Annotated in this window: 9 protein-coding genes and 1 pseudogene; 7 read left to right on the forward strand and 3 right to left on the reverse strand. The window is 46.7% G+C overall.

What is annotated here, in order from left to right; translation table 11 throughout:
• Positions 1 to 17: 17 nt before the first annotated feature.
• From caiC to Q6A92_RS16715, 5 genes are all read left to right on the forward strand, one after another.
• Positions 18 to 1568, forward strand: a complete 1551-nt coding sequence (caiC, locus tag Q6A92_RS16695) for a crotonobetaine/carnitine-CoA ligase (RefSeq protein WP_332238811.1) — start codon at positions 18 to 20, stop codon at positions 1566 to 1568.
• A gap of 278 nt (positions 1569 to 1846) precedes the next feature.
• Complete coding sequence (locus tag Q6A92_RS16700; RefSeq protein WP_332238780.1) at positions 1847 to 2704, forward strand: MaoC/PaaZ C-terminal domain-containing protein; 858 nt, start codon at positions 1847 to 1849, stop codon at positions 2702 to 2704.
• Between the two features lie 380 nt (positions 2705 to 3084).
• Complete coding sequence (locus Q6A92_RS16705) at positions 3085 to 4398, forward strand: MFS transporter (RefSeq protein ID WP_274401379.1); 1314 nt, start codon at positions 3085 to 3087, stop codon at positions 4396 to 4398.
• Between the two features lie 208 nt (positions 4399 to 4606).
• Complete coding sequence (locus Q6A92_RS16710; RefSeq protein WP_332238781.1) at positions 4607 to 5101, forward strand: PaaI family thioesterase; 495 nt, start codon at positions 4607 to 4609, stop codon at positions 5099 to 5101.
• A 495-nt stretch (positions 5102 to 5596) separates the two neighbouring features.
• The gene (locus tag Q6A92_RS16715) at positions 5597 to 6454 is read left to right on the forward strand and encodes an HAD family hydrolase (RefSeq protein WP_332238782.1); all 858 of its coding nucleotides are present in this window, start codon (positions 5597 to 5599) and stop codon (positions 6452 to 6454) included.
• A 57-nt stretch (positions 6455 to 6511) separates the two neighbouring features.
• Here Q6A92_RS16715 and prpB read toward each other — a convergent pair whose 3' ends face one another.
• The 3 genes from prpB to Q6A92_RS16730 form a co-directional block, all read right to left on the reverse strand.
• Positions 6512 to 7438: a methylisocitrate lyase gene (gene prpB / locus Q6A92_RS16720; protein ID WP_332238783.1), complete on the reverse strand. Its 927-nt coding sequence runs from the start codon at positions 7436 to 7438 to the stop codon at positions 6512 to 6514.
• 41 nt (positions 7439 to 7479) lie between these two features.
• Positions 7480 to 8922 carry a bifunctional 2-methylcitrate dehydratase/aconitate hydratase gene (locus Q6A92_RS16725; RefSeq protein WP_332238784.1) on the reverse strand — a complete coding sequence of 481 codons (1443 nt, stop codon included), beginning with the start codon at positions 8920 to 8922 and terminating at the stop codon, positions 7480 to 7482.
• A 100-nt stretch (positions 8923 to 9022) separates the two neighbouring features.
• Positions 9023 to 9262: a hypothetical protein gene (locus Q6A92_RS16730; RefSeq protein ID WP_332238785.1), complete on the reverse strand. Its 240-nt coding sequence runs from the start codon at positions 9260 to 9262 to the stop codon at positions 9023 to 9025.
• Positions 9263 to 9460: 198 nt separating this feature from the next.
• On the opposite strand from Q6A92_RS16730, the pseudogene nrdD reads away from it, so the two are divergent.
• Together nrdD and nrdG are read left to right on the forward strand one after the other, a co-directional pair.
• Positions 9461 to 11296 (forward strand): annotated as a pseudogene (gene nrdD, locus Q6A92_RS16735) (anaerobic ribonucleoside-triphosphate reductase); the annotation flags it as partial.
• Positions 11297 to 11374: 78 nt separating this feature from the next.
• Positions 11375 to 11878, forward strand: coding sequence for an anaerobic ribonucleoside-triphosphate reductase activating protein (gene nrdG, locus Q6A92_RS16740; RefSeq protein ID WP_332238786.1), 504 nt, complete (start codon positions 11375 to 11377; stop codon positions 11876 to 11878).
• The last annotated feature ends 487 nt before the right edge of the window (positions 11879 to 12365 follow it).

Genomic DNA, 12365 nt, shown 5'->3' on the forward strand with positions numbered 1-12365 from the left:
GAAAAGTGACTGATATAGTGGGGAGTAAGACTTTGCGTGATATGTGGGATGAAATAGCCCGGATTTACAAAGAAAAAACAGTCCTGATATTTCGCGACTGCGAAGGCGGCATCAATGAATTCAGCTATTCGCAGCTTAATGAAGAGATTAATAAGACGGCAAATTTTTTCCTTGATCTTGGAATAAAAAAGAATGAGAAGGTTGCCGTCCAGCTTCATAATTGTCCTGAGTTTTTAATGTGCTGGTTCGGGCTGGCAAAAATCGGAGCTATTTTGGTTGCTTTAAATACGCAATATACCCAAGAAGAATGTGACTATATCATTAAAAAATGCGACGGCGTTGCTGCTGCAGTCATTGAGGAAGAGTTTCTGCCTTTGTATGTTACAAGCCGTAATCGACCGAATGATGATCATGATGTGAAGACGATATTATTAGCAAGAACCGCAAAACAAGTTCCCGGCACGCTTAATTTTGAAAAGGGCAGAAGAGCACAACCTAAGGAATTAAAAAATTTCAGGCCTTTAAGCAGTGACGATGTTGCAGAAATATTGTTCACATCCGGTACAACATCAAAGCCTAAGGGCGTTGTTCTTACGCAATGCAACATGTTATATGCGGGGACCTTCACTGCCTGGCAACTTTCGTTAAGGTACGAAGATCGTTATTTGACAATCATGCCTGCCTTTCATGTCGATTTCCAGTTAAATACCGTCATGCCTATTCTGACAGTCGGCGCTACGCTGATCAGTGTGGAAAAGTACAGTGCAAGACGTTTCTGGAAACAGGTCTGCGTCTATAAAGCAACAATGACGGAATGTATCCCGATGTTAGTTCGTACGATGATGCTGCAGCCCCAGCAAGATTGGGAAAAAGATCACTGCGTTCGTGATGTATTCTACTATCTTGCCCTTCCGGATCAGGAAAAAGATGCTTTTGAAAAACGTTTTAATGTGAAACTTTTAAATTCTTACGGCCTCAGCGAGTCCCTTGTCGGAGTCATTGGCGATCCGCCGTGCGGAGAAAGAAAGTGGCCCTCAATAGGGAAACCGGGCCTATCCTATGAAGCAAGAATTATTGACGAAGACGAGAATGAACTTCCTCCCAATAACATTGGCGAGATCTATATAAAAGGAATACCCGGGCGCACGCTGATGAAGGAATATTATCATGACACGGATGCAACGGCAAGAACTTTGAATCGCGATGGGTGGATGCATACTGGCGATAAAGGTTATGTGGATGAATCAGGCTGGTTTTATTTTGTGGATCGAAAGGTGAACATGATTAAAAGGTCGGGAGAAAATATATCGTCCACTGAAATTGAGAGTATTCTGATGGCTCATCCAAAAGTTGCTGAGGCATCAGTGATAGGAATTCCCGATCCTATTCGCGATCAGGCAGTCAAGGCTTTTGTCGTTTTTAAGGACGGCGAAGAACTTACAACTGATGAAATCATGGAATACTGCAAATGTCATATGGCTAAATTCAAAGTTCCCTCTGTTATAGAAGTAGTGACATCTCTTCCTAGGACAGGGACAGGTAAAATACAAAAAAAGTTGTTGAAATAAGAGGCATATTATACAACGACTATTTAAACACAGTATTAAAATTATTGATTCAATACGATGTGAAAAATAGTGCAGACTGCCAAATGGTGGAAGTTGATACGTGCGAAGCATGAGGAAGGAAAAGCTGCCGAATAAATGATAAAGACAATCAAGCGGACAGTCTCTTTGAACAGTATAAGGGTTGCCTTCATTGACGGACGAACCGGAAGGGACATGATGGCACCTGTGAGAAAGCGGCCATACAGGCGCATATTTTCATCAAACCATAATGAGAAAGGATGATTAAATTGGTACTTAAATTGGACATGATTGGAAAACAGTTTGGACCCTTTGTACATGAATATGATTATAAAGATCTGATTATTTTCGCTCTTGGCTGCGGTGCCGGCGCCGACGGCATCACTGACCTGGATTATGTATATGAAAAAAATTTAAAAATTATTCCTATATATGGAGCTATGCTTGCTGAGGCACATGAAGTCAGCAAGGCTATGGATTTCGGTTTTAACTGGGATGGTTCGCTTCATTGGGGATTCGATATCAGATTTTATCAGCCATTGATCAAAACATCAGGTAAATTAAGTACGACGTGCGTGCTTAAGAACATATATGATCGGGGACCTAATAAGGGCTGCCTGGCCCTAAATGAAGCAACCACTTACGATGAGAATGGAGAAAAACTGTTTACGAACGAAAGTACAGATATAGAAATTTATGACGGCGGATTCGGAGGACCCAAACAACCGGTTGTCAGAGTGGAAATTCCGGACAGAGAGCCCGATTATGAAGTCACAGAGCTGATCCCCTTAAATCAGGCGCTCATCTACAGATTATCGGGTGACTGGTTCAAGGTCCATGCGGATTGGGAATATGCAAAAAAATGCGGTTATAAAAAACCGATCCTTCACGGCTTGAGTACCTCAGGATTTGCATGCCGGCATATTACTCAATCACTTTTTCCCGGTGAGCCTGAAAAAATTACACGTTTCAAGGTTCGTATTACCGCTCCGCTCTATCCGGGCTCTACCATAAAGACTCAGATATGGAAAATGGGACACAATGTCGTTCATTTTAGAGTTGCCAATGCGGAAACGGGTGTCAATCATCTAAATTACGGATTAGTAGAATGGAAATAATATATTATTTCCATTTCAGAAACGATCTAAAATCTTGAGTCCGCTCAAAATTTGAATCCATCTATAAAACTTTTTTTAAGGAAGTAAAAGCGAAGCTCCATGAAATTATAAAAATGCGATGGAAACGTTAGAACGCTTATACATGGACTTCGCCTTGCTTCCATTTGTTTTATAGGGAAAATATGATAAGAACCTCCGCACAAATAATCATTTTCAGCAGAATCATGATCGTGTGTCTATTATGAGAGGAATCATTACAAAAAATTTTTCCTGATTAATATTTTCTAAAAATTTTTAAAATATGGCGTAGGGAACAGCCTTAATGATTTGTTCAAAGAGAGGGAGATAAAAGTATACAAAAATAAAGGGAGATCAAGAGCATGCAATCAGAAAAAATACTGGATGATTTTGAAATTACACCTTATTTGAAAAAGATGATACTCTTTGCCAGCGGCGGTCCCTTCTTAGACGGCTATGTTCTGGTAATTATAGGAGTCGCCCTTGTCCAACTGGGACCAGAGCTGAATCTGAATGCTTATTGGAGCGCATTGGTCGGGGCTTCCGCACTGGCGGGAATTTTTATAGGATCGGCACTGTTCGGCTATATAACTGATCTGGTGGGGCGTCAGAAGATGTTTACCATTGATGTCATCGTTATTGCAATCATTTCCCTTGGGACTATGATTATTTCTTCTCCCATGCAGCTGGTTATTATGAGATTTTTAATCGGAGTGGTTATCGGGGCAGACTATCCGATTGCCACTTCTCTTGTGTCGGAATTTACGCCGAGAAAGTACAGAGCTATCAGTATGGGATTTATTGCAGCTGTTTGGTACGTTGGCGCGACAGCGGCGGATATTGTTGGATATTATTTGTATGATATAGACGGAGGCTGGCGATGGATGCTGGGCAGTACGTGCATCCCCTGTATTATATTGCTTATCGGTCGATGGGGAACGCCGGAATCGCCCCGGTGGCTGGTGCGTAAAGGCCGCGTTGAGGAGGCGCGTGCTATTGTCCAGCGGCTGTTTGGGGTTGATGTGGCATTAGAGACGGGGGAAGTTAAGAAAACGCGATACAGCAAGATATTTGAAAAAGGATATTTTAGAAGAATTATATTTATCGGTATTATTTGGATATGCCAGGTTGTTCCTATGTTCGGTTTATATACGTTTGGTCCTCAGATATTGAATGCGTTCGGATTCGAGGCTGCGAAGCAGGCCATTTGGGGGGATATCGTCATTAGCTTGTTTTTCCTTATAGGCTGCATTCCGGCGATGTTCTGGCTGAATTCCATAGGCCGCCGTCCTCTGTTAATTGGAAGCTTTGCAATCATGAGCATTGCATTAGCTGTTTTAGAATTTTTACCCAACGCGAATATATGGGTCGTTATTGTATCGTTCGGAATTTATGCATTTTTTTCCGGCGGCCCCGGTATTCTTCAGTGGCTTTATCCAAATGAACTTTTTCCCACTGAAATTCGTGCTTCGGCAGTAGGTGCAGTGATGGCTTTTAGTAGAATCGGGACCGTGCTGTCTACTTATGCATTACCAATTTTCATGAAGGCTCATGGGATCAGACTGACGATGCTTGTCGGCGTGGCGATCTCGGTTCTTGGACTGATTGTATCAATAATTATGGCTCCTGAGACAAAAGGATTGACATTAGATGAATCAAGTTCATTAAAGTATTGAGGAACATCTTGGTATCAGAGGGTATGTTACAGTCGATTAAAGAAAATTTGATGAATCAGAAGTTCTAAAGCAGTACGGTGAAGGGTGATTCTCTGACCCGTATCCTGTTTGCTGATTGAAACAACGAAGGCTTTACTTTTAGACGAATTTTATGTTGGACACATTCAACTTATAGACTAGACAAAATGTCCAGATTGGAGCGGTGTAGATGATTGATAAACAGGTTCCTTTTTTCAAGTTAGTCACTCAATATATGAATTCCCTAAATCCTTCTGAAAAAAAAGTAATGGGGGCATTTATACAAACATTGCGAGCTGACCATAAGGAGTATCTGCTTCTAAAAGAATTGTTTGGATTCCGTTTAGTGGAGCTGACAGAAAAAAGTATCATTGCTTCTGTACCCGTTCAGCCGATCATCTTCAATGGAATGAGTATGGTTTCCGGAGGGGTTCTTGCAGCCTTGGCCGACACGACAATGGGAGAATTAGCTGCGCAAATAGTGAATGAAAATCAGTTTGCAGTGACCATGGACCTTTCTATCAATTTTATTGCCCCCGGACAGGGAGAACGACTGAACATATCCGCGAAAACAATTCACATTGGAAAAGAAACCCTAGTTATGGATTGTGAGATTGTGAACGAACAAAAAAATTTGATTGCCAGGGCTGTAGCAACTTTCTTTATTTTGTCTCAGGAGCATTAAATTATTTTTTCGCCGAACTGTTAATCAGGCAATCAGCCTCCGAGTCAACAACATAATTATGACTGGAGTATGAATAACTTTAAATAAATAGAAATCGGAGTGAGAAACACAGTGCCTTCAGCTGCACTAATCGGGCCTTCCCATTGTCCGTTGTATGTTTTAGAGCTCTCACACTGAAAACCAGGGATTAATATCGGCAGGACTCCTATCGGTCTCTGCCGTTCATTTATTCAGTTGACGAATGGATGTCGTTTAAGAGGATGATTTCTAAAAAGAAAGATATCCTTTCCAAAGAAATTATTTGGATTGTGAGGTTTACAATAAGCTTCGTCGTTCCCTTATCCAATGCCACTGACTAGTGATCACAGAGTGCTTCATTTCAATCAAGAAAGCTCTTACCCCACTTTTATCGTTGATCCTTACGTGTTCCTTAAAGCCTGCCGCATGTGATAGAATGGAGCAGTGTGAAAAACGGTTGTATTTTTGAAAGGCGGGATGAACGTGTACCAGACAGTGATGATGGATCTTGACGGAACCGTGCTGACTCCGAGAAATACAGTGACGGATGAATTGAGAAATTATTTAAAGGTGCTCAGAAAACGCGGCGTTCATATTTTTGCCGTCACCGGGCGGTCGTACGGAACTGCTTGGGAGGTACTGCCGCAGGATTTTCCGGTTGACGGTATGGTTACGGCAAACGGTATGGCTGTTTATGTGGGAACAACCAATATTTTTCAGGGCGTGCTTCCCGAGAGGCTTGCCCCGGAGCTGGTCAGACGTGCGGAACGGGCTGAGCTGTACTACGAGCTGATCCCGACGGCGGGAGGGCGTGTCACGCTTGTCCGCGACCGGCCCTATATTTTGGAACAGGTTCACGGGGCTAAACCGGACTCGGTGTCGGAAAATGAATGGCTGTCCCGTCTGCAGGCCGTCAATCAAACAATCGCCTGGGAAAAAACGATCGCCGAATCGGAATATTCCAGTACCAGTAAAATGTATTTCTTCAGCAGGGATGCGGGAAAAATCCGCCGATGGAAACAGGAGCTGACCGAACTGAGCCGGGAAATACCGTTCGAAGTTTTCTCCTCGTCGCCAAATAACGCAGAAGTCACGGCGAAAGGGGTTTCGAAGGCGAGCGGCCTTCGGATCCTGTTTGACCGCTGCCGCCTTTCTTTTGAATCGGCGCTCGCCGTCGGAGACGGAGAAAATGACTTGCCAATGTTTCAGATCGCCGGCCATTCCGCCGCCATGAAAAATGCGCCTGATCACGTAAAGGAGCAGGCGGATGAAGTAACGGACTATTCATGTGCCGAAAACGGCCTCTGCCGTTTTCTGAAAAAGACGTTTGACTGATCTTCGCTATGTCTTAGGATTTCTTTATATGCCATGAAACGGCGCGGATGCGGTGGATTAAGGTTTTTTTCCCTCTTTTCCGATCTCGGGAAGAACGGTTTTGGCAATATGGCGGTCGAGGGATTCATACTTATCGTAGTCAATCGTTTCGTAAAGCTCCGCTCGCGTCTGCATGCTGTCGAGCCTGTTTTTTTGCGTCCCTTTTTCGAAAATTTCACTGAAAACCTGTTCGCACGCCTTGGCCGCCGCCCGCATTGAGGTTACGGGGTAGATGACCATATTGAAGCCGAATCCGGCGAATTCTTCAGCGGTAAAATAAGGCGTCTTTCCGAACTCGGTCATATTGGCGAGCAGGGGTTTGCTGACTGCGCGCCGCATGGTCTGAAAATCATCCTTGGACGTGAGCGCTTCGGGAAAGACGGCATCGGCACCGGCGGCGATGTATTCCCGTGCCCGGACGGCTGCGCGTTCAATTCCCTCGACGGCTTTGGCATCTGTCCGCGCAACAACAACGAGATCCGGAGCCGCGGCCTTGATCGTCCGGATTTTCTGCTGCATTTCTTCGGAAGAGATCAGCTTCTTTCCGTTCAGATGTCCGCATTTTTTCGGCATCTGCTGATCTTCAATCTGAACGGCCGCCACCCCGGCTTCTGTCATTTCTTTTGCCGCTCTGGCCGTATTAAGCACTCCGCCGTATCCGGTGTCGATATCGGCGAGCAGAGGGAGATCGGCGGCACGGACCAGTTCACGCGCCTTCTCGGCAACTTCATCAGAGTAGATAATGCCGAGATCAGGGAGGCCGCGGCTTGCGGTGTAAGCGGCTCCCGATAGATAAAGCGCCTCAAATCCGACTTTCCTGGCAATCAGCGCCGACATGCCGTCATGGACTCCGGGAATCTGTAACAGTTCCGGGCCTTCCATCAGCCGGCGGAATTGTTCGGCCAGCTGCTTCTGCGGTGTTTGTTCGTTAACAATCCAGCTCAAAAAAATCTCCTCCCGATCCGCTTATTTTTTTAATATCTTTCTCAGGCAAATGAAAGCAGATCCATCCACTCATCTACCGGCGTGGCTTCAAGCCGGCTGCTGTCCAGGCAAAGCGAGAGAATCTGTTCTGTTTTCTTTTCAGTGAAAGCCGTCAGCAAATTATTTCTGAATTTATCGACTAACAGGGGCACGGCCTCCTTGCGCCGCCTCCTGTGGCCGATCGGATATTCAACAGCAACGCGCTCTGTTTCCGTTCCGTCTTTGAAAAAGATCTGAACGCTGCTGGCGATCGACCGCTTTTCCGGATCCAGATAGTCTCTGCTGTAGGCCTCGTTTTCGACAACCTGCATTTTAGCACGCAGCCGGTCGATGCGCGGATCGGCGGCTGTTTCGTCTTCGTAATGATCGGCGGTCAGCGTACCGAAAATCAGACCGATGGCGACGATATATTGAATGCAGTGGTCGCGGTCGGCCGGATTGCGCAGCGGTCCCGTCTTGTCGATAATGCGGATGGCGGATTCATGAGTTGTGATGTCGATGCGCTGAATATCGTCAAGCCTTCCGGCGGCCTCGGGATGAAGCCGGATTGCCGCCTCCAGCGCCGTCTGTCCGTGAAATTCGGCAGGATAGGAAACTTTGAACAGGACGTTTTCCATGACATAGGAATCGAGCGGACGTTCCAGCGCAAGGCTCTGTCCGCCGAACAGTGCATCCTGAAATCCCCATCCGGGGGCAGTCAGCGGGGTCCTGTATCCCATCTCCCCATGCAGCGTCATCAGCGCAAAACGGACGCCGCGGCTCGCCGCATCGCCTGCCGCCCATGATTTCCGGGATCCGGTATTCGGGGCGTGCCGGTATGTGCGCAGGCTTGAACCGTCAACGATCGCCTGTGAAACCGCCGCCGCAACGTCTTCCCCGCTGCCGCCGAAGAGGGCGCATGAAACCGCTGCGGAAGCGATTTTGACAAACAGCACGTGATCCAGCCCGTGTCTGTTCAGACTGTTGCCAAGTGCCAGCCCGCCCTGAATTTCATGAGCCTTCACCATTGATTCCAGCACTTGCTTCATCAGAAGCGGCGCTTTTCCCTTAGAACGGTTCGAACGGCTGATGAAATCGCTTGCCGCGAGGATGGCGGCAAGATTGTCGGAAGGATGTCCCCATTCAGCCGCAAGCCATGTGTCGTTGAAATCAAGCCAGCGGTTCATACAGCCGATGTTAAAGGCGCCCTGGACAGGGTCAAGAACATAGGAAGTCCCGGGCACACGGACTCCGTTCGGAACGACCGTGCCCGGCACGACAGGCCCGAGCAGTTTCGTGCACTCGGGGAAACGCAGAGCCAGCAGGCCGCAGCCGACAGTATCCATTAAAACAAGGCGGGCGGTTGATAAGGCTTCTTTACTTTCAATCGATCCGTCTTTCACATAAACGGCAATATCGGTCAGCAGTTGATCAATGTCCTGACGACGGTTTTCTTTTACTGCCATATAATCCGCTCTCCTCCTGGCACAGACAATGTATTCGCTTACAAACGTGCTGTTAAAAGATTTCCGGTGATTTTAATTATAGACGGGTGTCAGGCAGCAGTCAAAACTTAGCACCCGTGCCGCAGCTGCCGCTGTCTTTTTTCAGCCTGAAAAAAGCAGCGAAAGCGACCCGTCCGCTGTCATGGGGCATGGATACACATTTCCGCATCAGCAGCCACCCTACTCTGCCCGCCGATAAAATTAAGAAACAGCTGTTTATTTGTTGAGCCGAATATCCGATATAAGTTGTATAGAGTTTTTGTTCCGGCATTGTCTCCGATAGATTCGTATGCTTCTTCATTTTTCTGCGTTCGAAAAGTTGTCACAAGAGGGGTTCTCTCTCTTTTTCCGCACTGTTATCCAGAAAATCAACGAAATTGCGTCTTTAATCAATATGTTGTATAATGATGCCTCTTGACCCTACTATATGTTGTTATATAATATTTTTGAAGCCTAGGTAGGGGGGACAGGAATGATTAAAGAACCGGTGATTAAAGAAAAAACACTGGATGATAAAATTCGTGATTTAATCAATATGGATGAATATGTAGCTAACGAAAATGCCAATAAAGACGAAAAGGTTTTTAACACGCAGCGCGATCTGCTTGCGGGCGTGACGGCACGGGATTATGCTCTGCGCCATATTCTGCCTGAAGAGTTTGCCGCCGCTCATAATGAGGGGATCATTCATTTTCATGATCTTGACTATTCGCCTTTTTTCTCAATGTACAATTGCATGCTGATTGATTTCAGGGGTATGCTGAAAAACGGCTTTTCAATCGGAAATGCCGATGTGGAACGGCCGAAATCGATCAAGACGGCGACGGCGCTCGTTGCCCAGATAGTGGCTAATGTTTCATCGAATATTTATGGCGGCACGTCATTCAACCGCGCCGACGAAGTGCTGGAACCCTATGCCAGAATCAGTTTCAATAAATACTTGAAAACCGCAAAGGCGTGGATTTCCGATCCGGCCGTGCAGGAAAGCTATGCATACGAAATGACGAAGAAAGAAATCTATGATTCGATGCAGTCGCTCGAATATGAAATCAATACGCTGTTCTCAAGCAACGGTCAGACGCCTTTCTTTACGCTGAATTTCGGGCTGGGAGAGTCCTGGTTCGCGCGCGAGATTCAGAAAGCCATATTAAATGTAAGAATTCTCGGCCTCGGAAAAGATCATAAAACCGCTGTTTTTCCGAAGCTTGTTTTTACAATTAAAAGAGGCCTGAATCTTGAACCGGGCGACCCGAATTATGATATCAAGGAACTGGCGCTTGAATGCGCGACCAAACGCATGTATCCCGACATCCTGAATTATGACCGAATCGTTGAAGTGACCGGCGATTTCAAGGCGCCGATGGGCTGCCGCTCGTTTCTGCCTTCCTATAAAGAAAACGGCGAATATGTGACCGACGGGCGCAATAATATGGGCGTCGTTACCTTGAATATACCGCGGATCGCTCTGGAATCAGGCGGCGATAAAACGGCGTTCTGGAGCCTTTTTGAAGAACGCCTCGATCTTGTCTGCCGTGCGCTGCTGTTCCGTATCCATACTCTGGACAAGGTCACGGCAAAGAATGCGCCGATTCTTTATCAGTACGGAGCGACCGGCAAGCGGCTGCATGCGGACGAATCCGTTTCCGACATTTTCAAAAACGGTCGGGCAACCGTTTCGATGGGCTATATAGGGCTTTATGAGGCCGCGACCGTCTTCTACGGTCCGGAGTGGGAGCACAATCCGGAAGCCAAGGCGTTCACACTGGATATTGTCAAGCGCTTTAAAGAAGTTTCCCTTATCTGGCGGGAAAAAACAGGCTACGCTTTCAGCATTTACGCAACGCCGTCGGAGAGCCTGACGGATCGTTTCTGCCGCCTGGACAAGCAGAAATTCGGCAGCGTCAAGGATATTACCGATAAAGATTACTATACAAACAGTTTTCATTACGATGTCCGGAAAAAAATCAATCCGTTTGAAAAGATCGATTTTGAAAAAGACTATGAGCCGTATTCGGCCGGCGGATTCATCCATTACTGCGAATTTCCGTCTTTGGTCGACAATCCGGAAGGACTGGAAGCTGTCTGGGACTATACTTATGACCGGATTGGCTATTTCGGCACGAACACGCCGATCGACAAGTGTTATGAATGCGGCTATGAGGGCGAATTCGAATCAACGGCTGAAGGATTTAAGTGCCCGAGCTGCGGCAATCATAATCCGGAGACGACATCGTGCATTCGCCGGCTGTGCGGTTACCTTGGTTCCGTCATTCAGCGCAAGCCGATTAAAGGGCGCCTGAAAGAAATCAACAGCCGGGAAAAACAGCAGTGTTAGTTCGTCAGCCGGGAGGGAGGCGGTGCTGCGCGAAGCAGAATCTGTTGCTTCTGTTTTTCGCCGTGCAGCTGAGAGAAGATGAATTATGCGGATTATAAAAAATTTGATTTTTTAAATGGAACGGGAATCAGGCATTCATTGTTTGTAAGCGGCTGCCACTTTCACTGTAAAGGCTGCTGGAACGCGGTTGCCTGGAATCCCAAATTTGGGAAGCCTTACACGGATGAATTTGAGAATCAGATAATTGCCGATCTGAATCAGCCCGATATACGCATACAGGGACTTTCGCTTCTGGGCGGAGAGCCGTTTGATCATCCGGCGACGCTGACGCGTCTCGTGCAGCGTGTCAGACGGGAGTGCAAAGGGAAAGATATTTGGTGCTGGACAGGCTTTACGTTCGAGGAGCTGCTGGAAGATCCCGGGAGGAGGAACATGCTGGACGGTCTTGATGTCCTTGTCGACGGCCAGTTTGATCTGGCAAAGAGAAATCTGAAACTGAAATTCCGCGGATCGTCCAATCAGCGAGTGATCAATGTGAAGGAATCGCTGGAACAACAGAAAATCGTTCTGCAGCTGCAATAGGCAGATTGCCGGGCATACGCAACAAACCCGATTGAGAGGATATTTTTCTCTTTCAGGTTTGTTTTTTTATCCGAGTGCCGATGATTGATAAAAAATGATGATCGCGATCGCTTGTGAACAGCCGCGATCTGCCGCCGCGCAGACGATCGCCATCCTAAAACACGGGACTGCCGTTCCGGATAGAGAGCGATGGGCTTCAAATGAAGGCAATCGTCTTAAGATAAGGCGGGCCCGTCGAGAATGCGGCCGGAATCATAGCACGCGTTGCAGCAGCTCGAGTGAGGCAAGCACGGCAGCACGGCAGCACGGCGCGGCGCCGCCGGCTGTTTCGGGCCAGGAAGAAATGGATTCTTCAGCTGCAGATTCTGAGAAATCCGCAGCCGGAAAAAGGAAAATTAATATAAAAGTTTGAAAACGATTTCATTTTTTGTGAAAAAAATAACATACAATTTTCAGGATCCATGTTATACAGGAGATGTATGAAATT

The sequence above is a fragment of the Sporolactobacillus sp. KGMB 08714 genome (genome assembly GCF_036598985.1).
GTDB lineage: Bacteria > Bacillota > Bacilli > Bacillales > Sporolactobacillaceae > Sporolactobacillus.

Coding starts and splice junctions, on each gene's coding strand:
- Q6A92_RS16700 (WP_332238780.1), top strand. CDS start 1,847: ATGATTAAATTGGTACTTAAATTGGACATGATTGGAAAACAGTTTGGA.
- Q6A92_RS16705 (WP_274401379.1), top strand. CDS start 3,085: ATGCAATCAGAAAAAATACTGGATGATTTTGAAATTACACCTTATTTG.
- Q6A92_RS16710 (WP_332238781.1), top strand. CDS start 4,607: ATGATTGATAAACAGGTTCCTTTTTTCAAGTTAGTCACTCAATATATG.
- Q6A92_RS16715 (WP_332238782.1), top strand. CDS start 5,597: ATGAACGTGTACCAGACAGTGATGATGGATCTTGACGGAACCGTGCTG.
- Q6A92_RS16725 (WP_332238784.1), bottom strand. CDS start 8,922: ATGGCAGTAAAAGAAAACCGTCGTCAGGACATTGATCAACTGCTGACC.
- Q6A92_RS16730 (WP_332238785.1), bottom strand. CDS start 9,262: ATGAAGAAGCATACGAATCTATCGGAGACAATGCCGGAACAAAAACTC.
- nrdG (WP_332238786.1), top strand. CDS start 11,375: ATGAATTATGCGGATTATAAAAAATTTGATTTTTTAAATGGAACGGGA.